The 24,738-nt window shown below is 75.1% G+C and carries 19 protein-coding genes and 1 pseudogene; 10 read left to right on the top strand and 10 right to left on the bottom strand.

What is annotated here, in order from left to right; translation table 11 throughout:
• The first annotated feature begins 32 nt into the window (after window positions 1-32).
• Complete coding sequence (locus tag GA0070623_RS26365; protein WP_089004189.1) at window positions 33-290, top strand: sulfurtransferase TusA family protein; 258 nt, start codon at window positions 33-35, stop codon at window positions 288-290.
• Between the two features lie 611 nt (window positions 291-901).
• Here the strand turns inward: GA0070623_RS26365 and GA0070623_RS26360 are convergent.
• The 4 genes from GA0070623_RS26360 to GA0070623_RS26345 all read right to left on the bottom strand — a co-directional run bounded on the left by GA0070623_RS26360 (window position 902) and on the right by GA0070623_RS26345 (window position 4,498).
• Window positions 902-1,402, bottom strand: coding sequence for an AAA family ATPase (locus GA0070623_RS26360; RefSeq protein WP_067314209.1), 501 nt, complete (start codon window positions 1,400-1,402; stop codon window positions 902-904).
• Window positions 1,399-2,376, bottom strand: a complete 978-nt coding sequence (locus GA0070623_RS26355; protein WP_067314211.1) for a carbohydrate kinase family protein — start codon at window positions 2,374-2,376, stop codon at window positions 1,399-1,401. Before GA0070623_RS26355 ends, GA0070623_RS26360 begins: the two co-directional genes overlap by 4 nt.
• 333 nt (window positions 2,377-2,709) lie before the next feature.
• Entirely contained in the window at window positions 2,710-3,078 is a 369-nt protein-coding gene (gene erpA, locus GA0070623_RS26350) for an iron-sulfur cluster insertion protein ErpA (RefSeq protein WP_067314213.1), read from the bottom strand.
• Window positions 3,079-3,361: 283 nt separating this feature from the next.
• Window positions 3,362-4,498 carry a glycerate kinase family protein gene (locus GA0070623_RS26345; RefSeq protein ID WP_067314215.1) on the bottom strand — a complete coding sequence of 379 codons (1,137 nt, stop codon included), beginning with the start codon at window positions 4,496-4,498 and terminating at the stop codon, window positions 3,362-3,364.
• A gap of 94 nt (window positions 4,499-4,592) precedes the next feature.
• On the opposite strand from GA0070623_RS26345, the gene nadA reads away from it, so the two are divergent.
• The 3 genes from nadA to GA0070623_RS26330 all read left to right on the top strand — a co-directional run bounded on the left by nadA (window position 4,593) and on the right by GA0070623_RS26330 (window position 8,141).
• Window positions 4,593-5,792 (top strand): quinolinate synthase NadA, encoded by a 1,200-nt coding sequence (gene nadA, locus GA0070623_RS26340; protein WP_067314217.1) that lies wholly within the window; start codon window positions 4,593-4,595, stop codon window positions 5,790-5,792.
• A gap of 239 nt (window positions 5,793-6,031) precedes the next feature.
• A complete protein-coding gene (gene murA, locus GA0070623_RS26335) occupies window positions 6,032-7,387 on the top strand; it encodes a UDP-N-acetylglucosamine 1-carboxyvinyltransferase (protein ID WP_067314219.1) in 1,356 nt (451 codons plus the stop codon).
• Between the two features lie 148 nt (window positions 7,388-7,535).
• Window positions 7,536-8,141 (top strand): DUF3043 domain-containing protein, encoded by a 606-nt coding sequence (locus tag GA0070623_RS26330; protein WP_231932558.1) that lies wholly within the window; start codon window positions 7,536-7,538, stop codon window positions 8,139-8,141.
• On the opposite strand, the pseudogene GA0070623_RS26325 reads toward GA0070623_RS26330, so the two are convergent.
• The 3 genes and pseudogenes from GA0070623_RS26325 to GA0070623_RS26315 form a co-directional block, all read right to left on the bottom strand.
• A pseudogene (locus GA0070623_RS26325) lies at window positions 8,083-9,096 on the bottom strand (ABC transporter ATP-binding protein); the annotation flags it as partial. The gene GA0070623_RS26330 and the pseudogene GA0070623_RS26325 sit on opposite strands and share 59 nt — an antisense overlap.
• Before the next feature lie 38 nt (window positions 9,097-9,134).
• On the bottom strand, window positions 9,135-9,962 hold the full coding sequence (locus tag GA0070623_RS26320) for an ABC transporter permease (RefSeq protein WP_067314223.1): 828 nt from the start codon (window positions 9,960-9,962) through the stop codon (window positions 9,135-9,137).
• Window positions 9,963-9,969: 7 nt separating this feature from the next.
• Window positions 9,970-10,818 carry an ABC transporter permease gene (locus GA0070623_RS26315; protein WP_067314225.1) on the bottom strand — a complete coding sequence of 283 codons (849 nt, stop codon included), beginning with the start codon at window positions 10,816-10,818 and terminating at the stop codon, window positions 9,970-9,972.
• A 2,444-nt stretch (window positions 10,819-13,262) separates the two neighbouring features.
• On the opposite strand from GA0070623_RS26315, the gene GA0070623_RS26305 reads away from it, so the two are divergent.
• Window positions 13,263-14,996, top strand: coding sequence for a WG repeat-containing protein (locus GA0070623_RS26305; protein ID WP_231932557.1), 1,734 nt, complete (start codon window positions 13,263-13,265; stop codon window positions 14,994-14,996).
• Between the two features lie 48 nt (window positions 14,997-15,044).
• The gene (locus GA0070623_RS26300; RefSeq protein ID WP_067313615.1) at window positions 15,045-16,043 is read left to right on the top strand and encodes an aldo/keto reductase family protein; all 999 of its coding nucleotides are present in this window, start codon (window positions 15,045-15,047) and stop codon (window positions 16,041-16,043) included.
• Window positions 16,044-16,091: 48 nt separating this feature from the next.
• Here the strand turns inward: GA0070623_RS26300 and GA0070623_RS26295 are convergent, their stop codons facing one another.
• Window positions 16,092-16,889: a site-2 protease family protein gene (locus tag GA0070623_RS26295; protein WP_067313618.1), complete on the bottom strand. Its 798-nt coding sequence runs from the start codon at window positions 16,887-16,889 to the stop codon at window positions 16,092-16,094.
• Window positions 16,889-17,089, bottom strand: a complete 201-nt coding sequence (locus GA0070623_RS26290) for a hypothetical protein (RefSeq protein WP_067313620.1) — start codon at window positions 17,087-17,089, stop codon at window positions 16,889-16,891. The genes GA0070623_RS26295 and GA0070623_RS26290 overlap by 1 nt, the downstream gene beginning before the upstream one ends.
• A 217-nt stretch (window positions 17,090-17,306) precedes the next feature.
• Here GA0070623_RS26290 and GA0070623_RS26285 point away from each other — a divergent pair, with 217 nt between their 5' ends.
• The 3 genes from GA0070623_RS26285 (at window position 17,307) to GA0070623_RS26275 (ending at window position 21,527) form a co-directional block, all read left to right on the top strand.
• Window positions 17,307-19,403 carry a bifunctional adenosylcobinamide kinase/adenosylcobinamide-phosphate guanylyltransferase gene (locus GA0070623_RS26285; protein ID WP_084261544.1) on the top strand — a complete coding sequence of 699 codons (2,097 nt, stop codon included), beginning with the start codon at window positions 17,307-17,309 and terminating at the stop codon, window positions 19,401-19,403.
• Window positions 19,393-20,166 (top strand): adenosylcobinamide-GDP ribazoletransferase, encoded by a 774-nt coding sequence (gene cobS / locus GA0070623_RS26280; RefSeq protein WP_067313637.1) that lies wholly within the window; start codon window positions 19,393-19,395, stop codon window positions 20,164-20,166. Before GA0070623_RS26285 ends, cobS begins: the two co-directional genes overlap by 11 nt.
• 65 nt (window positions 20,167-20,231) lie before the next feature.
• Window positions 20,232-21,527 carry a DUF2314 domain-containing protein gene (locus GA0070623_RS26275; protein WP_067313623.1) on the top strand — a complete coding sequence of 432 codons (1,296 nt, stop codon included), beginning with the start codon at window positions 20,232-20,234 and terminating at the stop codon, window positions 21,525-21,527.
• A 197-nt stretch (window positions 21,528-21,724) separates the two neighbouring features.
• Here GA0070623_RS26275 and gcvT read toward each other — a convergent pair whose 3' ends face one another.
• The gene (gcvT, locus tag GA0070623_RS26270) at window positions 21,725-22,855 is read right to left on the bottom strand and encodes a glycine cleavage system aminomethyltransferase GcvT (RefSeq protein WP_067313625.1); all 1,131 of its coding nucleotides are present in this window, start codon (window positions 22,853-22,855) and stop codon (window positions 21,725-21,727) included.
• Between the two features lie 164 nt (window positions 22,856-23,019).
• Here gcvT and GA0070623_RS26265 point away from each other — a divergent pair, with 164 nt between their 5' ends.
• Window positions 23,020-24,591, top strand: coding sequence for a leucyl aminopeptidase (locus tag GA0070623_RS26265; protein WP_067313627.1), 1,572 nt, complete (start codon window positions 23,020-23,022; stop codon window positions 24,589-24,591).
• Window positions 24,592-24,738: the final 147 nt, after the last annotated feature.

Here is a 24,738-nt window from a genome sequence, read left to right as displayed (position 1 = left end):
CGAGCAGGGCGGGCGACGACAGGGCCACCGCCATGGACCGCCCGCCCGGGGCCAGCGACGAGGGGGCCGCAGCGGTGGAGGTGCTGGACTGTCGGGGGCAGCGCTGCCCGCTGCCGGTGATCGCGCTGGCCCGCCGGCTGCCCGAGCTGCCCGTCGGCACGGTCCTCCGGGTACTCGCCGACGATCCGGCCGCCGCCGTCGACATCCCCGCCTGGTGCCGGATGCGCGCCCAGGAGTTCGTCGCCACCACCCCCGACGGCCCCGCCTACGACATCCGCCGCACCCACTGACCCACCCCTCCCCACCCCCTCACTCTCCCCCGCTCACCACCCCGCCCCGCTCCCCGTCCCACTGCCCCGCCCGTCCCCGCCCCCCACCTCACCCCAACCCCGCCCCCTCCCGCCCCGTCCCCTCCCGCCCCGTCGATCATGGAGTTATGGTGGTCGATTATGCGGTATATCGACCGTTTCACAGGCGCCATAACTCCATGATCGACAGGGGCGGGTGGGACAGGGACAGGGACGGGGGGCTGCGTTAGGTCACCCTCTTGCCGGCCGAGTCGCGCGCTGATCAGGGAGTAGGTCGGCGCGCCTGGAGGTCGTCCTACCTACGCCGATCTGACCACCCCGCACCCCCACCCCCGCCTCCTCGCCCCACCGCTGCGCCCCGTTGATCAAGAGGTTGACGTCAAAGTTGATCACTAACTTGACGTCAACCTCTTGATCACCGGGGCGGATGTGGGGAAGGGGTGGGTGGGGAGCGGGGTTAGGGGGTGGGGTGGTGGGTCAGGGCGGTGATGAGCCAGTTCAGGACGGGGGTCAGGGTGGGCTGCGGGGTCCATCCGTTGACCGCCGCCCGACACGCTTCCCCGGTCAGGGCAGGCGACGCCTGACGCGCGGGATCAGGCCAGGTAACGCAGGATGGCCGGGAGCGGGTCGATCGCGATGGTGGTGTCCACGACCAGCCGGGGGCCGACCAGCGGTTCGTACTCCGTGCCGCGCCGTCCGGTCTGCTCCCAGGTCGGGGCGAGCGGGTCCGCGGCGTGCCGGGCCTCCACCCGGCGACGCCACTCCGCCTCGTCACCGCAGTACACCTCGATCAGCCGCAGCGGCACCCCAGCCCGCGCGGCCAGGTCGAACCAGAGCTCCCGGGCACCGGCCACCGGGTTGACCGCGTCGACCACCACGCTGGTGCCCAGCCCGAGCTGAACCCCGGCCAGCCCGGCCAGCGCGTCGTACCCGGCCAGGGCCGCCCCGTGACCGGTCAGCCCGTGCCGGGCCAGCGCCCGCTCGATCGGGTCGACCGGCAGCACCGGGGCGCCCAGCGAGACGCCGACCTGCCCGGCGAGGGTGCTCTTACCCACCCCCGGCAGACCGGCGAACACGACCAGCGACTGCGTCATGGCACCAGGTGCGGCCGGACATCCTCGGCGGCGTCGTCCCCGTACGAGTCGGCCAGCCGCTTGACGAACACGTCGCGGCGCACGTCGTACTCCTGGGTGCCGACGGTCTCCAGGACCAGCGCGGCCAGCAGCGAACCGACCTGGGCGGCACGTTCCAGCCCGAGGCCCCAGGACAGGGCGGCGAAGAAACCGGCCCGGAAGCCGTCGCCGACCCCGGTCGGGTCGACGGCCCGCGCGTCCCGGACGATCGGCACCCGGAACGGCTCCCCGGCCCGGGTGGCGATCTCCACGCCGTCCTTGCCGAGGGTGGTGACCCGGACCTTCACCCGCTCCAGGAGCTGGGCGTCGGTCAGCCCGGCCTTGCTCTGCAGCAGCGACTTCTCGTAGTCGTTGGTCATCAGGTACTCGGCCCCGTCGATCAGCGCGACCACGTCCGCGCCGTCCATCCGGGCGAGCTGCTGCGACGGGTCGGCGACGAAGGCGTAGCCCCGATCCCGGCACTCGGCCGAGTGGCGGAGCATCGCCTCCGGGTCGTTCGCGCTGACCAGGACCAGGTCCAGGCCGCCGAGCCGGTCCGCGACGGGGGCCAGCTCGATGTTGCGGGCCTCGCTCATCGCCCCCGCGTAGAACGAGGCGATCTGGCACATGTCGGTGTCGGTGGTGCAGACGAAGCGGGCGGTGTGGGCCACCTCGCTGACGTGCACCGAGTCGCAGTCCACGCCGTGCCGCTCCAGCCAGGAACGGTAGTCGGCGAAGTCGGCGCCCACCGCGCCGAGCAGGATGGGGCTCAGCCCGAGCTGCCCCATGCCGAACGCGATGTTGGCGGCCACCCCGCCCCGGCGCAGCACCAGGTCGTCCACCAGGAAGGAGAGCGAGACCTTGTGCAACTGGTCGGCGATGAGCTGGTCGGCGAAGCGGCCGGGAAAGCTCATCAGATGGTCGGTCGCGATCGAACCGGTCACGGCGATCTTCATGTCAACCCTCGGGGTCGGGAGCACGGCGCGGGTCAGCCTACCGGTCACTCTCAAGCGACGGACGAGGGTCGGACGAGCACCGGCCACCACCTGGTCATCCGTTCGTCACCCGCCGGTCGGCCGCCGAGCCGGCCGCGACAGCCAGCCCGCACCCGACACAGCCGAACTCCGCACACACAACAGCCGACCCGGCAGATGTCAGCCGGCCCGCACCCGACAAGCCGACAGCCGGCCCACAGGTGACATGCCGGCCCGGACCCGACAGCCGGCCCGGACGCGACGACGGGGCCGGCCCGGGTCGGGACGGCCCCGTCGGGCGCGACGGGTCGCGACTCAGCTGAACGAGTCGCCGCAGGCGCAGGAGCTGCCCGCGTTGGGGTTGTCGATGGTGAAACCCTGGGCGTCGATCCGGTCGGCGAAGTCGATGGTCGCCCCGGCCAGGTAGGGGGCGCTCATCCGGTCGACCACGACGCCTACGCCGTCGAAGTCGGTGACGACGTCACCGTCGAGCGAACGCTCGTCGAAGAAGAGCTGGTACCGCAGGCCGGAGCAGCCACCCGGCTGCACCGCGACCCGGAGCCGCAGGTCGTCGCGGCCCTCCTGCTCGATCAGGGCCTTGACCTTCTGCGCCGCGACGTCGGTGAGGACGACGGAAGTAGGGGCCTGAGCCTCGGTCGAGTCGGTCTGCGCTGGCGTGGTCACGTGGAAATCTCCCTGCGCGGTATGGGTCCGGACACCCTGGCCAACAGCACGCGACGGCCAGTGATTCCCGGTGTGGTCCAGCTCCGATGGTACGCCGCCCCGGCCGGCACCACCCGGCTGGCGTGATCGCCGCCCCGGCCCGCCCCGCCGGCCACCCACCAGACGACTCCCGGCCACCGCCCGACGGCTCCCGGCCACCCGGCCCGGCCACCGCCGGACGGCTCCCGGCCACCCGGCCCGGCCACCGCCGGACGGCTCGCGGCCACCCCGCCCGGCCACCCGGTCAGCGGCTCCACTGCCGGGCCAGGCGGGCACCGAGCGCCCGCAGCCCCTCGGCGGGCCGGTCCATCGCCGCCGCCACCCCGCCGCGCTCCTCGCCGCCGAAGTGCTCCACCAGGCTGTACGCCTCGGTCACCCCGGCCGAGGCGGCCTCCCGCCGGCCGGTGCTCACCCGGCCCGCCAGCACCACGCACGGCACGCCCCGGTCGCGGGCCGCCCCGGCCACCCCGGCGACCACCTTGCCGCGCAGCGACTGGTGGTCGAACGACCCCTCCCCGGTGATCACCAGATCGCAGTCGTCCAGCGCGGCGTCCAGGCCGATCGCCCGGCCGACCAGGCCGATGCCGGATTCGCAGCGCCCGCCGAGGGCCAGCACCGCCGCCCCGAGGCCGCCGGCGGCACCCCCGCCGGGCAGCGTGCCCAGGCCGGGCGGGCAGCCCGGCAGGTCCCGCTCCAGCACCGTCGCCCAGCGCTCCAGCGCGGCGTCGAGCAGCAGCACGTCGGCCCGGTCGGCACCCTTCTGCGGGCCGTAGACGCTGCTGGCGCCGTGCAGACCGAGCAGCGGGTTGTCCACGTCGGTGGCGGCGACCAGGGTGGCCCCGCGCAGCCGGGGCACCCCGTCGAGGGCGGCGACGGCGGCCAGCGCCGCTCCGCCGTACGGCAGGGCGCGGCCGGCGTCGTCGAGCGGGGTCGCGCCGAGCGCGGCGAGCAGACCGGCCCCGCCGTCGTTGGTGCCGGAGCCGCCCAGCCCGATCACCACCGTCCGGGCCCCGTGCTCGACGGCGGCGGTGACCAGCGCCCCGAGGCCGTACGAGGTGGTCGCCTTCGGATCACGCTCGGCGGCAGCCAGCAGGTGCAGCCCGCACGCCTGGGCACTCTCCAGGTAGCCGGTGCCGTCGGCGGTGAGCAGGATCTCACCGGTGACGGGCCGGCCCAGCGGGTCGACCGTCGGCACCGGGATCCGGTGGCCGTCGAGCGCCCCGGCGAGCACCGTGACGAAACCCGGGCCGCCGTCGGCCAGGGGGCGGACGAGCAGCTCGTCCGTGCTGTCCACCGCCCGCCAGCCGGCGGCGACGGCAGCCGCCACCTCGGGGGCCTGAAGGGTGCCGGCGAACTTGTCCGGGCAGAGCAGCACGCGCATGCCCAGAGTGTGGCAGGCCACATCGGCGCGGAGCAGTGTGGCAGCCCACACCGGCAGCGGTCGTGCGAACGGCCCGTTGTGGGACCATGAGGACGTGACTTCGACCTGGGTGGAACCCTCCAACACGGCGACCGCGCTGCTGCTCCTCGGCCGCGGTAGCGACCCTGCCACCGAGCGTGGCGTGGAGTGTCCGGGAGACCTGCCGGCGCCGAGCGACCCCGACCTGGTGGCCCGTGCGGCGGCGGCGAAGGCCGCGCTGGGCAGGCGGGTGTTCGTTCTCGGTCACCACTACCAGCGCGACGAGGTGATCCAGTTCGCCGACGTCACCGGCGACTCGTTCAAGCTGGCCCGGGAGGCGGCGGCCCGCCCGGACGCGGAGTACATCGTCTTCTGCGGCGTGCACTTCATGGCCGAGAGCGCCGACATCCTCACCACCGACGCGCAGCGGGTGATCCTGCCCGACCTGGCGGCCGGCTGCTCGATGGCCGACATGGCGGTGCTGGGGCAGGTCGAACGGGCCTGGGAGGTGCTGACCGACCTGGGCGTCGCGGCGGACACCGTGCCGGTGACGTACATGAACTCCTCGGCGGACATCAAGGGCTTCGTCGGCCGCAACGGCGGCGTGGTCTGCACCTCGTCGAACGCGAAGCGGGCGCTGGACTGGGCCTACGCGCAGGGGTCCAAGGTGCTGTTCCTGCCCGACCAGCACCTGGGCCGCAACACGGCGGTGCTGGAGATGGGCTACTCGCTGGACGACTGCGTGCTCTACGACCCGCACAAGCCGAACGGCGGGCTCACCGCCGAGCAGGTCCGCGACGCGAAGATGATCCTGTGGCGGGGGCACTGTTCGGTGCACGGCCGGTTCACCCTGGACAGCGTGCACGACGTCCGGGCCCGGGTGCCCGGGGTCACCGTGCTGGTGCACCCGGAGTGCCGGCACGAGGTGGTCACCGCCGCCGACCAGGTCGGCTCGACGGAATACATCATCAAGGCGATCGAGGCGGCACCGGCCGGCTCGGCGTGGGCGGTCGGCACCGAGCTGAACCTGGTCCGCCGGCTGGCGCTGGCCCACCCGGACAAGCAGATCATGTTCCTGGACAAGGCGGTCTGCTACTGCTCCACGATGAACCGGATCGACCTGCCGCACCTGGTCTGGGCGCTGGAGGAGCTGGTCGCCGGCCGGGTGGTCAACCAGATCACCGTCGACGCGGAGACCGCGCACCACGCCCGGGTGGCGCTGGACCAGATGCTCGCGCTGCCGGCCGCCGACACCCCGCCGCCCGCCGCCACCTGATCACGTACGGTCATCGATAAGGTACGGGAACGTACCAGATTCGCCGGTTCGTTCCCGCGCCGGTGCGGTGACCGATTCGCATCTCGTCACGGAGGGCTATGCTGCCGGGGCGACGTACCACGGGGGCCGTTTGCTGTCGGCCCCCCAGCGGGTAGCTGGACAGCCCGTACCGGGCGGCTGGACAGCATGCCCCATCATCGACTCCACCTGGCACCACCCGACACGCGCTGGAGGTTGCGTTGACGGACGACGTCCTGGTCGTACACGGAGGTACTCCGCTCGAAGGGCGGATCCGCGTGCGCGGCGCGAAGAACCTGGTCTCCAAGGCGATGGTCGCGGCCCTGCTGGGCGACTCGCCCAGCCGGCTGTTCGACGTCCCCAAGATCCGTGACGTCGAGGTGGTCCGCGGGCTGCTCGGCCTGCACGGGGTGAAGGTCACCGACGGCACCGAGGACGGCGAGCTGGTCTTCGACCCGTCCAACGTCGAGAGCGCCAGCACCGACCAGATCAACGTGCACGCCGGATCCAGCCGGATCCCGATCCTGTTCTGCGGCCCGCTGCTGCACCGGCTCGGTCACGCCTTCATCCCCGACCTCGGCGGCTGCCACATCGGCCCCCGCCCGATCGACTTCCACCTCCAGGCGCTGCGCGAGTTCGGCGCGACGGTGGAGAAGAGCCCCGAGGGTCTGCACCTGTCGGCGCCGAACGGGCTGCACGGCACCAAGTTCGCCCTGCCGTACCCGAGCGTCGGCGCGACCGAGCAGGTGCTGCTGACCGCCGTGATGGCCGAGGGCGTCACCGAGCTGCGCAACGCCGCCGTCGAACCCGAGATCATCGACCTGATCTGCATCCTGCAGAAGATGGGCGCGATCATCAAGGTGCACACCGACCGGGTGATCGAGATCCAGGGTGTCAAGAAGCTGCACGGCTACACCCACCGGCCGATCCCGGACCGGATCGAGGCGGCGAGCTGGGCCGCGGCGGCGCTGGCCACCCGGGGCCACGTCGAGGTGCTCGGCGCGCAGCAGGCCGACATGATGACCTTCCTCAACATCTTCCGCTCCGTCGGCGGCGAGTACGAGGTCACCGACGCCCGCCCGCCGAAGCTCGGCGACCCGGGCCAGGAGGGCGGCATCCGGTTCTGGCACCCGGGCGGTGAGCTGAACGCGGTGGCGCTGGAGACCGACGTGCACCCCGGCTTCATGACCGACTGGCAGCAGCCCCTCGTGGTGGCGCTGACCCAGGCCCGGGGCCTGTCGATCGTCCACGAGACGGTCTACGAGCAGCGGCTGGGCTACACCGACGCGCTGAACACCATGGGCGCCAACATCCAGGTCTACCGGGACTGCCTCGGCGGCACCCCGTGCCGGTTCGGCCGCCGCAACTTCAAGCACTCCGCGGTGATCGCCGGGCCGAGCAAGCTGCACGCCGCCGACCTGGTCATCCCGGACCTGCGGGCCGGGTTCAGCCACCTGATCGCGGCGCTCGCCGCCGAGGGCACCTCCCGGGTGTACGGCGTCGACCTGATCAACCGGGGCTACGAGGACTTCGAGGCCAAGCTGGCCAACCTCGGCGCGCACACCGAACGCCCGTAACCCCTCCGGCCCGCGCCGGCGGGCGGCCGCGACCCCGGTCCGGCCCCCCGCTCCCGGCCAGGGCCGCGACCCCGTCCCACCCGCCCGTCGAGCGCCCGGTGCACCCGTGATGTGCACCGGGCGCCGACGGGTGGCTACCCTTCACCTCGTGCCGTCGTTGTTTCGCCGCAAGTCCGCCGACTCCGACTCCTCCGCCACCGCCACGGTGGTGACCGAGGAGCCATCCGCCGCGCGCCCCCGGGGCTACACCCCGAGCAAGAAGGAACTGGGCGTAGAGACCCCGAAACGGCCGGTCGCCGGTCGCCGGCCCGCCGGCCCGACCCGGCCGCTGACCAAGGAGGAGGCCCGGGAACAGCGCCGCAAGGCGCGCACCGAGGCCGCCGCCGAGTTCCGCCGCGAGGGCGGCCCCCGGGACCGGGGGCCGGAACGGCTGCTGGCCCGCAACGTGGTCGACTCCCGCCGGACGATCGGCACCTGGTTCTTCGGTGGCGCGCTGATCGTGCTGATCGGCTCGAACGCCGCCATGCCGCAGGCGATCCGGCTCGCCTCCAACGTGGTGTGGGGCGCGCTCGCGCTCGGCGTGGTGATCGACTCGGTGCTGATCTCCCGCCGGATCAAGAAGCTGGTCCGGGAGCGCTTCCCGACCAGCGGCGAGCGGATGGGCTCGCTCTACCTGTACGCGATCATGCGGTCGATCACCTTCCGCCGGATGCGCGCCCCGGCCCCCCGGGTGCAGATCGGCGAACCGGTCTGACCAGTTCCCTCCCGACGCCTCCGCCCCCACCGGGGGCGGAGGGCGGGGTCCGGTAGAGCCGGGCCACCACGTCCTCGATGTCCGGCTCGACGATCGAGACGTCACGCAACGCGGCCAGCCCGGCCAGCCCGGACACCACCTCCGCCACCCCCGCCGACTCCAGCGTGTAGACCAGCCGCCGGCCCTCGGCCTCGACCCGGAGCAGCGGCGCCCCCACCGGCCGCGGCGGCACCGCCAACGGGGCGTCCAGCTCGACGACGACCAGCCGGCGGGAGCCGTACCGGGCGTGCAGGGCGGCGATCGACCCGTCGTGCACCACCCGGCCGTGGTCGACCACCACCAGCCGGGCGCACAGCCGCTCGATGTCGGCCAGGTCGTGGGTGGTCAGCACCAGTGTGGTGTCACCGGCCCGGCCCAGCTCGGCGAGGAACTCCCGGACCGCCTGCCGGCTCACCACGTCCAGCCCGATGGTCGGCTCGTCGAGGAAGAGCACCTGCGGGCCGTGCAGCAGCGCGGCGGTCAACTCGCCGCGCATCCGCTGCCCCAGCGAGAGCTGCCGGACCGGGGTGTCCAGGAAGGCGTCCAGGTCGAGCAGGTCACGGCAGCGGCGCAGCCGGGCGGCGTGGTCGGCGGCGGGCACCCGGTAGAGGTGCCTCAGCAGGTCGAACGAGTCACCCAGCGGCAGGTCCCACCACAGTTGGGAGCGCTGCCCGAAGACCACCCCGATCCGCAGCGCCAGCCGGGTCCGGTCGGCGACCGGGCGCAGGCCGCAGACCCGGGCCTGCCCCGCCGACGGGCTCAGCACCCCGGTGAGCATCTTCAGGGTGGTCGACTTGCCCGCCCCGTTGGGGCCGATGTAGCCGAGCATCTCGCCGCGCTCCACCCGCAGGTCGATGCCGTCCACGGCGGTGACCGTGCGCTTCTCCCGGCGCAGCCGGCCCGCCCGGACCCGTACCGTGAACTCCTTGCGCAGCCCGTCCAGCTCGATGACGCTCATGACCCCGTACTCCGGTAGTGGCGGATGCCGGTGCGCCAGGCCGCCGCCGCCACCACGGCGGCGACCAACGCCACCACCGGCGCGGTCCAGCCGGCCCACGACGGCAGGCCGAGCGGGTCGGCGCGGCCCAGCAGCGCCAGCGCCGGCTGGTAACTGACGAAGGCGAAGCCCAGCCCGTAGGCGAAGGCGGCCCGGAACCACCCCTCGAAGACGGTCACCGGGTACGAGGTGAAGTCCCGCCCGCCGTAGGTGACCGAGTTGGCCAGCTCGCCGGAGTCCACCCACCAGAACGACACGGTGGCGGTGGCCACGAAGAGCGACCCGAAGAAGACCACCCCGGCCAGCGGGGCGACCACCGCCAGCGCCACCCGGGCCGGGGTCCAGTCGATCCCGGCCGAGCCCAGCGCCACCACCAGCACGGCCACCCCGAACACGCCCCGGGACACCTTGCGCAGCGGCAGGTTCATCAGCAGCAGCTGGGGCAGCGCGCCGAGCGGCCGGAGCAGCACCGCGTCGAACAGGCCGGTGCGGACGTGCGCCGGCAGCCGCTCGATGTTGCCGACCAGCAGGTCCGCCACGGCGAAGGCGCTGGCCGACAGCCCCACCATCACCAGCGTCTCGCGCAGCGTGAACCCACCCAGCTCCCGGGTCACCCCGTAGATCACCAGGACGGTGACCACGTCGAAGACGGTGGCTCCCAGGTTGCCCAGCAGGTCCAGCAGGAACGACGCCCGGTACGCCGTCTGCGACCTGGCCTGCGCCCCGAGAAGCGCCCGGTACGCCCGCAACGTCCCACCCGGCCGGACCGCCTCGCCGGTGCACATCCCCTGCTCAGCCACCCTGCACCACCAGCCGACGTTCGGCCCGCCGCTGCACCAGCCGGCAGGCGGCCAGCACCAGCACCGCCCAGCCGAGCTGGAGGGCGACCAGGCCGACCTGGACGGCCGGCGGATCCCGCTCGACCAGCACGTCGAGCGGGGTCTGCAGCAGGCTCGGGAACGGGGTGCCGCACCACAGCACCAGTTGCAGCCACTCCGGCAGGAACCGCAGCGGGAAGTAGAGCCCGGCCAGCACCCCCGAGCCGAGGGTCCACAGCAGCAGCGGACCCCGCGCGTCCTGCCACCAGTACGCGGTGGCGTTGACCAGGAACCGGCAGCCGAAGCAGAGCACCACGGCGGCCACCACGGAGACCACGAAGAGCCCGACGGTGGGCCACCGGGACGGCAGGTAGACGTCGAAGAAGAGCGGCCCGACCAGGACGGGCGGGAGCAGCCGGGCCAGCGCCGCGTACCCGGCCCGCCCCAGGTCGGTGGCGAGGTAGCTGGTCACCGGGTGCACCGGGCGAAGCAGGTCGGCGGCCACGTCACCGGTACGGATCCGGTCCGCCAGGTCACTCCAGCCCCAGAGCAGCACGACGGCGATCAGCCCCTGCCCCACCCAGACGAAGGTGGCGAGCTGTGCCCGGTCGTACCCGCCGACGGCTCCGGCCCCGGCGGCGGCCAGCAGCACCGAGCAGTGCAGGAAGCCGAACACGGTGTTGGTCACGGCACCGGCCAGGGCGGCCTGTCGATAGGTGGCGTAGCGGCGGAATCCGGCCCGGGATATGGCCCCGAATGTCCGGAACCATCGGGTAACGTTTGCGCTCGTGGGTAGTGCCACAGTGGCGGTGACCGAGCCCACGCCGCTACCCTCCTTCCGCAGCCCCGCCGTGCCGGACGGGGGACTCTACCGGCATCCTGGGGCGCCCGGCACCACAATTTGCAACGAGGTGACACCGCCGTGAGCGAGCGACGCGAGCCGGGCATCGGGCCGCGCCGCACGCGTGGACACGGAGGCCCCCGATGACCGGCGGGTGGGGCGACCGCTGGGACGCCCCGGCGGAACCGTCCTGGGTGATCGAGCCGACCAGCGAGTGGCACCCCCAGTTCCGCGGCCAGCGTTACCCCGGCGACATCGGCAACCGGTACGCCGACCCGCGGGGGCGGCCCGCCGCCTTCGGCCGTGCCGAGGTGCCCCCGCTCGCCCCGACCCGCCCCGACGGCACCTACCTCGGCCGTTCCTGGGCCGACCAGGATGACGAGTCCCCCCGCGGGGACGCGCCGGGCGACGAGCGGTACCCCGACCACGACGCGTACCGCCGGCCGGTCGACGAGGCGTACCGCCGGCCCCCGGACGAGCCGATCTGGCAGCGGGAACGCCGCCGGCCCGCGACGGACCGGCACGCCGACCGGACCGAACCGGACCGGTACGACGGCCGCCCGGACGCCGACCGGCACGCCAGCCGGACCAGGTGGTCCGACCGGCGGCGGGGTGCCGACGACCCGGCCCCCACCGGGTGGCACCGCGACCGCGCCGCCCCCGACCGACACCGCGCCGACGGGTACGACACCCCACCCGGCCGGGAGCGCACCGCTCCCGGGGTCACCCCGGTCTCCCCCGGCCGGGCGCCCGTCTCCCCCGCTCCCCGCCACGAACCACCCCGCCACGAACCACCCCGCGACAGCCGCTCCGACCGGTTCGTCGAACCGGGCTGGAGCGTCGGGCCCGACGAGCTCCCCCGCCGCAGGCGCACCACCGGCGAACGCCCCGGCGTCGACCACCGCACCCCCGACGACGGCGGGCTCACCCCCGACGCCATCGGCCAGGCCCGACGCACCCCGGACGACGGCGGGCATGATCGACGGTTCACCGACGAGGACCGCCATGACCGGCGGTTCGCCGATGGTGCCCGCCACGACCCGTACCCGGGCACGCGGCGGCCCGCGCAGGATCTCCCGACGCGGTTCCGGGAGGACGAACCCCCCAGGTCGCCGGCGCGGGAGTCCGTCGAACGACCCGCCGCCCGGGGCCACGACGACCTCCGCCGCCGTCCCTTCGACGACGACCGGACGCCGATCTCCCCCATTCCCGAGGACCGGTGGCAGCATCCACGCGTCCCCGCGGAGCGACCGCCACCGCGACCACGGGAGGCGGCGTCGCGCACGGAGGCGTTCCCCGACCTCCGTCCCCGCGAGTCCACGCCGCCGCCGGACCCGTCGACCGGCGAGCCGTGGAGTCGTGCCGGCACCGACCGGACGGGCACCCGGCGACCCGCGCACGACCCGGACCACACCCGCGACGGCCGGGAGCCGTACCCCGGGTCGGAGCGCCGCCCGGCGGAACCGCACCGGCCGGTCCCCCCGCCCGGCCGCTACGACGACCGTCCGGCGGCCCGGGTCGCCCCGGACCCGATGCCGGAACGCCCCGGGGACCGTCGGGGCGGCGCGGCACCCCCGCCGACCCGCCCGGTCTCCGGCCCGCCGTACCCCGGCCCGCCTCCGACCCGCCCGGTCTCCGGCCCGCCGTACCCCGGCCCGCCTCCGACCCGCCCGGTCTCCGGTCCGTCCCCGGCCCGCCCGGTCTCTGGTCCACCGGTCTCCGGCCCGCCGGTCTCTCCGGTTCCGGTCTCGCCGGCCCCGGGGCCGGCGGCCGACCTCGGTACGGCCGACGCCGCCCCGGTCTCCGCGCCACCAGCGGCCCGGCTGAACATCGAGTTCCGCCAGCCCCCGCAGAGCGACCGCCGGCCGGCTGCGCCGACGCCGGCCGACCCACCCAGCGCTCCCCCGACCGGCCGACCCGGTGGTCTGGAGATCACCCCCGACCGACCCCGCCGGTACGTCCCGCCGCCGCCGGAGCCCACCGCCGACGCACCGGACACCGCGCCCCGGACCACGCCGAACAGCTCCGCCGCCTGGTTCCGGCCCGGCCGGTCGACGCCCACGGCACCCGCCACCGGCACCACCGACGCCGGTGGCAGGCCCGCACACGCCGGCACCGGTGGGCCGGTCACCGACGCCGGTGACCGAACCGCCCGCACCGACCCCGGTGACCGGACCGCCCGCACCGACCCCGGTGACCGGACCCCACCTGCCGTGGACCGATCCGCCGACACCGGCGACCGGACCGCCGGCACCGGGTTGGCGGTACCGCCGGCCCGGTCCGCCTCCCCGGCGGACGCCTCCGACGCCGCTCCCGTACGCGACCCCCGGCCGGCGCCGGACCGGGACGACCCGGTCAGCGCCACCGACGGTCCCGGCAGGACCGGGCCTGCGCCGGCGGCGGAACCCGCTACAGCCGCCGCCGACGTGGCGGTGCCGCCGCACCCGCCCGCCGCCAGCGTCCCGGAGCACCGCCTCGACACGGCGACCCCCGACACGGGAGCCGGCCCGGCAGGGGGTTCCGCCCCGGCCGACACCGCCGACGGTGGCCCGCTCCCGGCCGACGACCGCACCGACGCTCCCACCGAGCAGGCCGACGACCGCACCGACGCTCCCGCCGAGCAGGCCGGCACGGGCCCGCGCGCCACCGCCGCCGACAGCAGCCCGCAGGCCGACCCGGGTGCGGCGGTCGAGGCCGGACCGGCGACCACCACCAGCACGGCCGGCACCGCGACACCGCCGGCCGGGAGCACAGCGACACCGCCGACCGCCCTCCGGAGCGGCGCGCGGTCGGGGTCGGGGTCGACGGTGACCGTCCCGGGCGAACCGGACGAGCCCGACGTCCCGGCGGCCGTACCCCGGGACGATCCCGAGCAGGTGTTGGCCGGCTACCGGTGGCGGCTGGACCCGCAGACCCTGCGCGAGGTGGTCGACGACCCGGCGGAACTGCGGATCCTCCGACGCCGGCTGACCGAGAAGCTCGCCTCGGCCCTGGACAACCGGGCCCGGGCCAGGCTGCTCAGCCTGCGGGCGGTGACCTCCCGGCTGGTCGACGACCTGGACGACGCGCTGGCCGACGGACGGCTCGCCCTGACCTACGCCGAGGCGACCGGTGAGCTGCGGCGGACCGCGCTGGCCCGGGCGCGGCTGGCCGAGGCGCTGCGCTGGAAGGGTGAGTTCGCCGAGGCCGACCGGCTGTTCACCGAGGCCAACTCCACCGAACTCCCCGACCGGCTGCGCTCGGCCCTGCACGAGCACGCCGGCCGCTGCTGCTACGACCAGGGTCGGCTGATCGAGGCGTGCGCCCATTTCGAGCGGGCACTGGACCTGCGCCGGGCCGACGACCCGGAGCTGACCGGGCGGATCGGGGTGGCGCTGGACGCGGTGCACACCCGAGCGGCGGCGCGGGCGGGCTTCGGGCCGTACCCACGCAGCCGGGACGAGGTGCGGCACGGCCGCCGCGCGCCGCGGCCCACCCACGACGGCCGGGGCTGCTGGGGGTACGCGGACACCGCCGGTGACCTGGTCGTCGACTACCGGTACGCCGAGGCGCAGCCGTTCCACGAGCAGGTGGCCTGGGTACGCCGCCCCGACCACACCGGTTGGGAACTGATCGACGAGGCCGGCGGCACCCTGCTCGACGCCGGGTACACCCGGGTGCTGCCCTTCTCCGACGGCCTGGCCTGGGTGTCGCGGGGCGGCGACGCCGACTGGTCGGCGATCGAGCCCGACGGGACAGTGCTGGTGCCGGCGGGCTTCGAGGAGGTCCGCCCGTTCCGCGCCGGGGTGGCGGCCGTCCGCCGGGGCGGCTGGGGCGCGGTGGACCGGCACGGCCGGCTGGTCGTCCCGCCGCGCTACCACGGGATCACCACGACGCTGTCCGACGGTCGGCAGCTCGACGGCTTCACCGACGAGGGACTGGCCGTGGTGGAACTCGCCGGTCGGCAGGGGGTGGTCGACCGCGCCGGCACGATGCTGGTCCGGCCGGTGCACCCGGCCCTGGTGATCCACCCGGTGGCGTTCCTGGTCGGTGACGGGATGGACCACTGGGGGGCGCTGGACCGGCGGGGCGAACCGCTGATCCGCCCGGTACACCCCGACCGGGACGGGGTGCTGGCGGAGATCGACCGGCTGCTCGCCGACACCCACCCCGTGCTCTGACCACCGCGTCGGCGGGTGCCCCGGACCGGGCGGGGCTAGGGTCGCAGCATGGAATTCCGTCACCTTGGCCGTTCGGGCCTCATGGTCAGCGAGATCTCGTACGGCAACTGGATCACCCACGGTTCCCAGGTGGAGGAGGACGCGGCGCTGGCGTGCGTGCGGGCCGCCCTGGACAGCGGCATCACCACCTTCGACACCGCCGACGCCTACGCCGGCACGCGCGCCGAGACGGTGCTCGGTAAGGCCCTCGCCGGGGAACGCCGGGAGGGGGTGGAGATCTTCACCAAGGTCTTCTGGCCGACCGGGCCGGGCCGCAACGACCGTGGCCTGTCCCGTAAGCACATCATGGCCTCGATCGACGGCTCGCTGCGTCGCCTCCAGACCGACCACGTGGACCTCTACCAGGCCCACCGGTACGACTACAGCACGCCGCTGGAAGAGACGATGGAGGCGTTCGCCGACGTCGTACGGGCGGGCAAGGCGCTCTACATCGGCGTCTCGGAGTGGAAGGCGTCGCAACTGCGCGAGGCGCACGCCCTCGCCCGGGAGCTGCACATCCCACTGGTCTCCAACCAGCCGCAGTACTCGATGCTGTGGCGGGTCATCGAGGCCGAGGTGGTGCCCGCCAGCGAGGAGCTGGGCATCTCCCAGATCGTCTGGTCGCCGATGGCGCAGGGTGTGCTGTCCGGCAAGTACCTGCCGGGTCAGCCGCCGCCGGCCGGTTCCCGGGCCACCGACGAGAAGTCGGGCGCGGACTTCATCGCGAAGTGGCTCGACGACGAGGTGCTGAACCGGGTGCAGCAGCTCAAGCCGCTCGCCGAGCAGGCCGGGCTGACCATGCCGCAGCTCGCCGTCGCCTGGGTGCTCCAGAACCCGAACGTCGCGTCGGCGATCATCGGGGCGTCCCGGCCCGACCAGGTGCACGACAACGTCAAGGCCGCCGGGGTGACCCTGGAGGCGGACCTGCTCAAGGCCATCGACGACATCGTCGCCCCGGTCACCGAACGCGACCCGGCCAAGACCGAGAGCCCGGCCAAGCGCCCCTGACCGGCGCCGACCGCACCCCATCCCGGACGGTTGCCGGGTGGGGTGCGGTCAGGTCTGCCAGAACCGGATCAGCGACAGCGCGGTGCTGTAGAGCCACGGCGGCAGACCCAGCAGGTCGCTGAGCCAGAAGACGGCGGTGAAGAACCAGCCGCCGATGCGCGGGTTCCACAGCAGGGCGAAGAGCAGGATGAACCCGAACGGCGCGAACAGGTCGTACATCCGCCGCCACTGCGGGTTGAGCCACGGCTGGATCATGTTGCCGCCGTCCAGGCCGGGCACCGGGAGCAGGTTCAGCACGCTCGCGGTGAGCTGGAGGAACGCCAGCAGCGCCACCCCGGCCCAGAACTCCACCGGGCCGCCCACCCCGATCCCCACCCGCAGCACCACCACCAGCAGCAGGGTGAACAGCACGTTGGTCGCCGGGCCGGCGAGACTGACCAGGGTGTGCCGCAGCCGCCCCGGGATGGCGTGCCGGTCCACCCAGACCGCCCCGCCGGGCAGGCCGATGCCGCCGAGCAGCACCACCACCACCGGCAACACGATCGACAGCAGCGGATGGGTGTACTTGAGCGGGTTCAACGTCAGGTAGCCCCGGTGGGCGATGTCCCGGTCACCGGCCCGGTAGGCGACCACCGCGTGGGCGTACTCGTGCAGGCAGAGCGAGACCAGCCAGCCGGAGACGACGAAGAGGAACACGTCGAACCGGACGTTGCCCACCCCGTTCCAGGTGAGCACGCCACTGGTCACGAAGAGCGCCACCAGGGCCAGGAAGACCGGGCTGGGCCGGAACGCCGCCCGGGGCACGCCGAGCACCAACGGCTCGCCCCCCGGGCGGTCGTGGGCCATCACTCCGCCGTCGGCAGCAGGCTCATCCGGTAGTCCACCCGGTCGTCCTCGACGAGCGTGACCGAGGTGACGCCGGACGCCGCGAGCTCCCGCCAGGTCTGGCCGATCCAGGACTCGGCGTCCGCCTGACTGCTGAACGTGTCCGCCGGTCCGTCGACCGACGCGCCGTCCGTGCCCTCGTACCGCCAGCTCCACGCCATGCCGCGTCTCCCCTCGCCGCTCCGCCGCCCCCGGGGGACGGACCCCCGCAAGCGTAGTCGGCCGGTGCCGGACCGCACCGGACGCGGGCCTGCGGGGCCGCACCGGTGACCCGCCGTCACCGCCGCCGGTCCGACCCGGCCCGACCGGCCAGGACGCCCCCCGGGACGCGGCCGGGCCGGCGGGCGCGGCCGGGCCGGGCGGCCTTAAGGTACGGGCATGTCCGTTGAGGGGTGGAACACGGTCCTGGTGCTCGGCGGTATCCGTTCGGGCAAGTCGGAGTTCGCCGAGTCCCTGGTGGCCGACGCGCCCACGGTGCGGTACGTGGCGACCTCGGCCGTCGGCGACCCGGACGACACCGAGTGGGCCACCCGCCTGGCCGCCCACCGGGCCCGCCGGCCGGGGAGCTGGACCACCGAGGAGACCGCGGACGATCCGCGCCGGCTGGCCGACGTGCTCGCCTCGGCCGGGCCGAACGAGACGGTCCTCGTGGACGACCTCGGCGGCTGGGTGACGGTGCTGCTCGACCCGGCCCACCAGCCCGCCGACGACGTGGCCACCATCGCCGAGCTGGCCGACGCGGTACGCGCCAGCGAGGCACGGATCGTGCTGGTCAGCCCGGAGGTCGGTCTGTCGCTGGTGCCGACCACCCCGCTGGGCCGGGCGTTCACCGACGCGCTGGGCGCGGCCAACCGGGCCGTCGCGGACGCCTGCGACGCGGTGGCGCTGGTGGTCGCCGGCCAGCCGGCCTGGCTCAAAGCGTCCGCCCCGGCCCGGCCGGTCGGCGTACCCGCCCAGGCCGCCCCGGGCGGTGCCGCGACCCCCACCACCGTCGGGCACCCGGCCCCCGCCGACCCGTCGCCGGCCCCGCTGCCGGAGGTGCTGACCCCGACCCTGCCGACGACGCCGGCCGCGCCGACGACGCCGGCCGCCGCCGACGGCACCGGCTGGGCGGCGCCGACAATGGCGCTGCCGGTGGTCGACACCGGGCTGGTCATCCAGCCCGGCATGGAACTGCCGATGCCCGACGAGTACGCCGGCCCGCAGGCGGTGCAGCGGCTCGGCACCCTGGACCTGCCGGGGGCCGGGCTGGGCGTGCTGGAGCGGGTGGTCGAGTTCGCCGCCGCCACCCAGGGCACCCCGACGCCCACGCCGTGGACCGACGTCCGGGTGCTGCTGCTGCACGGTGACCACGCCGGCGGCGCGGCGGCCGGGGCACTGCCCGGCGAGTCGGCCCGGCTGGCCCGGCAGGCGCGGGCCGGGCGGGGGGCGCTCGCCCGGCTGGCCGCCGAGAACGGAGCCGGCCTGCAGGTGGTGGACACCCCGCCGTCCGCACCGATCGAACACGGGCCGGCGCTGGGCGTCGAGGCCGTCGAGGCGGCCCTGCGCTACGGCTGGCGGCTGGCCGAGGAGGCCGCCGACGCGGGCGTACGGCTGCTGGTGCTGGGGGCGTACGGCGCGGGCACCGAGGCCGCCGCCGCCGCGGTGCTGGTCGCGACCGCGGGAGCGGAGGCCCCGACCGTGCTGGGCCGGGTGTACACGGCCGACGGCGAGATCGACGACGCGGCCTGGATGGTGCGGTGCGCGACGGTCCGGGACGCGCTGCACCGCACCCGCCGCTCCCCCCGGGACGCCAAGGACGTCCTGGCCGAGCTGGGCGGCGGTGACGTGGCGGTGGCGACCGGCGTGCTGCTCGGCGCGACCGCCCGCCGGGTGCCGGTGCTGCTCGACGGGCCGGTCGGCCTGGCCGCCGGCATGATCAGCCGGGACCTGGCCGGTCAGGCCCGGCACTGGTGCCTGCTGGTCGACCACGGTGGCCACCCGGCGGTCCGACTCGCCGCCGACGTGCTCGGCCTGACCCCGCTGCTGGAGCTGCGGCTCGACCTCGGCGAGGGGGCGAACGCGCTGGCCGCGTTGCCGCTGCTGCGCTCGGTGCTGGCGCTGGCCGGGGCGTTGCCCGCCCACCCGCACCACGGCGGCACCGACGACGACGGGCCGGACGCCACCCTGCCGGAGGGCATCGGGGGCGACGTACCCGACGTCACCCCCGAGTTCGCCGAGCCGCAGCCGGCCGGCCCCGGGCCGACCACCACCGGCCCGACCAACGCTCCCGACCCGGCCACCGTCACTCCCGACCCGACCGCCGCCAGCGCCGACCCGACCGCCGCCGGGGCGCAGCCCGCCGGGGCGCACGACGCCGGGGCGCAGCCCGCCGGGGCGCACGACGCCGCGGAGTCCGCCGGAGCGGACGGCACCGGCCCGGAGCGCGGTGTCGTCGAGCCGGAGCGCGACCCGTCCGGTCGGCGTGCCGGCTGAGTCCGGGCGCGGCGACGGGCTCCGACTGGCACTGACCACCCTCACCATCGCCCCGGTCCGGACCGGACGGATCGACCGGACCACGGCGGGCACCGCGATGGCGCTCGCCCCGCTGGTCGGTGCGCTGCTCGGTGGGCTGCTCGGCGGGGTGCTGCTGCTCCTGGCCGCGCTCGCCCCGCCCCTGGTCGCCGCCGGGGTGACCGTCGGATCGGCGGCCCTGCTCACCCGGGGGCTGCACCTGGACGGGCTGGCCGACACCGTGGACGCGCTGGGGTCGTACCGGCGGGGCCCGGCGGCGCTGGAGATCATGAAGAAGCCGGACGTCGGACCGTTCGGCGTGGTCGCCCTGGTGGTCGTCCTGCTGCTCCAGACGGCGACGCTCGCGGAGCTGGCCGGACGGTCGTGGCCGGCGACGCTCGCGGCGGTGGTGGCCGGCACCGCCGCCGGTCGGCTCGGCGTCACCCTGGCCTGCCGGCGTGGGGTGCCGGCGGCCCGCCCGGACGGGCTCGGCGCGCTGGTGGCCGGCACGGTCGGGCCGCTCGGGCCGGTCGTCGGCGCGGTCGCCGTCGCACTGGTGGCGGTGCCGGCCGTGCCGGGCCGCCCGTGGCAGGGGCCGGTGGCCGTGCTGGCCTCCCTCGCCGTCGCGACCGGCCTGCTCCGGCACCTGGTACGCCGGTTCGGCGGGATCACCGGCGACGTGCTCGGGGCCACCGTGGAAGTGGTGACCACGCTGGTCTACCTGGGCTTGGTGCTGTCCGGCTGAGGACGACGCGGCCCGGCGGGTAGCGTTTGCCCCGACAACACCGGCACGGCCTTCCGGGGGACGACTTGCTCATCACGGACGACTTCCTGCCCGTACCGGTCCCGGAGTCGCTCAGCGCGACCTACCTGGTGCCGATGGCGGGGTTGCCGCGGGTGAGCCCGAAGACCGCGGTACGGGCACTGGCCGGTCGGCTCGCCGACCCGGTGTACGGCCTCGCCACGCAGATGCTGGACAGTCCGCTGATGTCGGTGGACACCCGGACGATCGACGAGTTCCCGCAACTGCCGCCGGACCTGCTCACCGCCTTCGGTGCCACCGAGGCCCAACTGGGCCGGCTCGCCGCCGCCAGCCACCTGGTGGTGGTGCGGGCCGAGTACCGGCCGGGTTGGCCGCCGGCGCACGAGTGGGCGGCGCGGGCGGTGGCCGCCGCGGTGGCCGAGTCGGTCGACGGCGACGTGGTGGACGTGTTCGGGTTGCAGTTCCTCGACCCGGCGACGGCGCTGAGGTCGCTGCCGGACGCGCAGGGCCGGATCCGGCTGGTCGACTGGGTGCTGGTCCCCTACTCGTCGGACAGCGAGGGGCTGTGGTTCACCACCAAGGGGCTCCGCCGGTTCGGGATGCTGGAGTTGCAGACCCAGGGGGTGCCCGACCACCTGACCCGGGCCTGGGGGGCGGTGCTGACCGGGGCGGCCCGTCGGCTGCTGCGGGACTGGACCGACGGCCTCGCCGGTGAGGAGGTGCCGGCGTTCGTGCAGCTGCCGGTGCTGGCCACGGTGACCGGGCACGACATCGCGGTGGCGTACGGCAATCCGGAGCAGCACGGCGCGACGGCCCCGGTGCTGCTGCGCCTGGAGCTGGACCCGGCTACCGATCCGGAGGCCGACTCGTTCCTCAGCCTGCGCCCGCCCCCCGGTCATCCGGGGCCGGACGGCCGCTACTACGCGACGGCCTGCGCGACCCTGTTCTCTGGCATCGAGCCGGACGTCCGGTACGCCCGCTCGGGGGACGCGATGAGCCGGGCGATCGCCACCGCCCGCGCCGGGCTGGACGACATCCGCGCCCGGTTCCTCGCCGACGGGCTGCCCCCGGAGTCACAGCTGGTGGTCAAGTACGGCCTGCCCGGCGACGACGGCCCCGAGTACGTCTGGGCCGGGGTGAACTCGTGGGACTCCCCGGAGCGGATCGTCGGCGCGAGCGCCAGCGACGCCAACACCGACCCCACCGTGCGGATCGGCTCCCCGGTCGTGGTGCCGGTCGCCGAGGTCGTCGACTGGGCGGTCCTGGACGGCACCGGCGTCATCGAGGGCGGCTGGACCCAGGCCGTCCTGGACGCCGGCGAACGCCCCCACCCCACCCACTGACCCACCCCACCCCACCCCACCCCGCCCGACCCCACCCCCGCGCGCCCCCCGCGCCCGGCTCGCGCTCGCCCCGCGCCCGGCTCGCCCCGGTGATCAAGAGGTTTACGTCAGGATCTCGGCCGGACCTGACGTAAACCTCTTGATCACGGGGGGCCAGCGGGGGCGTAGCGGAGGACGGGGGTGGGGTGGGGGGTGGGTCAGCGGACCGAGGGGGTGGTGAAGGGGGGACGGGTCACCCGCATCTGGGCACGGCGGCCGCGGATGTCGACCTCGACGAGGGCGCCGTCGGCGAGTTTCGGGGCGGTGTCCAGCAGGGCCAGGGCGATGCCCTGCTTGCGGGTCGGGCTGAAGGTACCGCTGGTGACCGTGCCCACCGGGGCGTCGCCGACGTACACGGTCATGCCGGCGCGCGGGATGGCCCGGTCGACGGCCTCCAGGCCGCGTAGCGTACGACGCGGGCCGGCGGCCTTCTCGGCGAGCAGCGCGTCACGGCCCCAGAAGGCCGGCTTGTCCCAGCCCACCGCCCAGCCGGACCGGCCCTGCACCGGGGTGATCTCCAGGGAGAGATCCTGCCCGTGCAACGGGTAACCCATCTCGGTGCGCAGGGTGTCCCGGGCGCCCAGCCCGCAGGGCCGCAGCCCGACACCGGTGCCGGCGGCGAACAGCGCGTCCCACACCGCGACCGCGTGGTCGGCCGGGACCACCAGCTCGTAGCCCAGCTCGCCGGTGTACCCGGTCCGGCAGACGGTCAGCCCGGCGTCGGCCAGCGTCGCCGGGGAGAAGCTCATGTAGTCGTGCCCGGTGGGCAGGCCCAACGCGTCGAGCAGCTCGGCGGAGCGCGGCCCCTGCACGGCCAGCACCGCGTACCGCTCGTGCTCGTCGGTGACCTCCACGCCGGCCGGTGCGGCGGCACGCAGCCGGCGGACCACCTCGGCGGTGTTCGCCGCGTTCGGGATGAGGAAGACGTGGTCGTCGGCGTACCGGTAGGCGATGATGTCGTCGACCACCCCGCCGGTGGCGTCGTCGCAGCAGAGCGTGTACTGCGCCCGGCCCGCGCCGATCCGGTCCAGGTCGTTGGTCAGGCAGGAGTTGACGAACCGGGCCGCGCCGGGGCCGCTCACCCGGGCCTTGCCCAGGTGCGAGACGTCGAAGACGCCGACCGCCGTCCGTACCGCCGTGTGCTCCTTGAGCACCCCGCCGCCGGCGTACTCCAGCGGCATCTCCCAGCCCCCGAAGGGGGCGAACTTGGCGCCGAGCGCGGCGTGTCGCGCGTGCAGCGGGGAACGGCGCAGCCGGGTCGCGGCGGCGTCGGAGGTCACGTCCGTCATGGGTGGCAACTTACCGGGGGGTGCGCCGCTGGTTAGCATCGGCGGGGCCCGTCGGCACGTCGGCGGGACACACCCGCGCTCCGGCGGGGTAGGTTGCCGCCGGAGACCATCACACCGCCGGTACGCGACGACGCGGCCGGCCCGGCCCGCCCGGAGTAGCTTCAGTGACATCGTCCAGCACCACCCTCAGCCTGGTCGACACCGACCCTGCCGAACTCGCGGTCGACGCGGTCGTGATCGGCGTGCACAGCCAGACCACCGGCCCGGACGCCACGAGCGGCCCGGCGGGTACCCTGCTGCTCGCCGACGGTGCGGAGAGCATCGCCGCCGCCTTCGACGGCAAACTGACCGAGACGCTCGCCCTGCTCGGCGCGACCGGCGGTCCCGGCGAGGTGATCAAGCTGGCCACGCTCGGCACCGTCACCGCGCCGCTGGTCGTGGCGGTCGGGCTGGGTCCGGAGCCGACCGGTGCCGCCCCCGGCCCGGAGACCCTGCGCCGGGCGGCCGGCGCGGCGGTCCGGGCCCTGGCCGGGGCGCCCCGGGTGGCGCTGAGCCTGCCGTTGCCGGACGACGCCGACGCCCCGGCCGCGCTCCGCGCGGTCGCCGAGGGCGCGCTGCTCGGCGGCTACCGGTTCGCCGGCTACAAGACCAAGCCGCAGCCGACCCGGCGGGAGCCGGTGGCCGAGGTGCTGATCGCCGTGCCGGACGCCGCCGACCAGGCCGCCCGCGCCGAGGTGGACCGGGCCGCCGTGGTGGCCGGGGCGGTGCGGACCACCCGGGACTGGGTGAACACCGCGCCGAACGAGCTGCGGCCCCCGGCCTTCGCCGAGGCCGTGGCCACCGCCGCGCGGGCCGCCGGGCTCGACGTCGAGGTGCTGGACGAGGCGGAGCTGCGGGCCGGCGGGTACGGCGGCATCACCGCCGTCGGTCAGGGATCCGAGGCCCCGCCGCGCCTGGTCAAGCTGACCTGGACCCCGCAGGGCGAGACCAACGGCAAGCGGGTGGCGCTGGTCGGCAAGGGCATCACCTTCGACACCGGCGGTATCTCGATCAAGTCGGCGCAGGGCATGTGGGAGATGAAGTCCGACATGGCCGGCGCGGCGGCCGTCGGCGCGACGATGCTGGCCGTCGCCGCGCTCAAGCCGTCGGTGACGGTGACCGGGTACCTGCCGATGGCGGAGAACATGCCGTCGGGCACCAGCTACCGGCCGGGTGACGTGGTCACCATGTTCAACGGCAAGCGGGTCGAGGTGCTCAACACCGACGCCGAGGGCCGGATGATCCTGGGTGACGCGATGGCCCGGGCCTGCGCCGACGGCACCGACTACCTGTTCGAGACCTCCACCCTCACCGGTGGGCAGGTGGTCGCGCTGGGCAAGCGGATCGCCGGGGTGATGGGCACCCCCGAGCTGTGCGAGCGGGTACGGGAGGCCGGCGACGCGGTCGGCGAGCCGGCCTGGCCGATGCCGCTGCCGGACGACGTACGCAAGGGCATGGACTCGGACGTCGCCGACATCTCGCAGGTCAACGCGGGGATGGACCGGGCCGGTCACATGCTCCAGGGCGGGGTGTTCCTGCGCGAGTTCGTCACCGACGGGGTGGCCTGGGCGCACATCGACATCGCCGGACCGAGCTACCACGTGGGCGAGCCGACCGGCTACTGGACCAAGGGCGGCACCGGCGTACCGGTCCGCACCCTGCTGCAGCTGGTCGAGGACGTCGCGGCCCACGGCTGACGGCCACGCGACCCGCGGACGGGGTGCCTGACGGCATCCCGTCCGCGCCGGCCCGTACCGGCGCGACGCCGGCTCGGCGCGACGACCGCCCGCAGCGACGACCGCCCGAGGCGACGCCTCGCGGGACGGGCGCGACGCCGGGCGGCG

The organism is Micromonospora rifamycinica, from assembly GCF_900090265.1.
Classification (GTDB): Bacteria; Actinomycetota; Actinomycetes; order Mycobacteriales; family Micromonosporaceae; genus Micromonospora; species Micromonospora rifamycinica.
The sequence above is the reverse complement of the archived record's forward strand: the minus strand, read 5'-3'. Positions and strand labels throughout refer to the sequence as shown.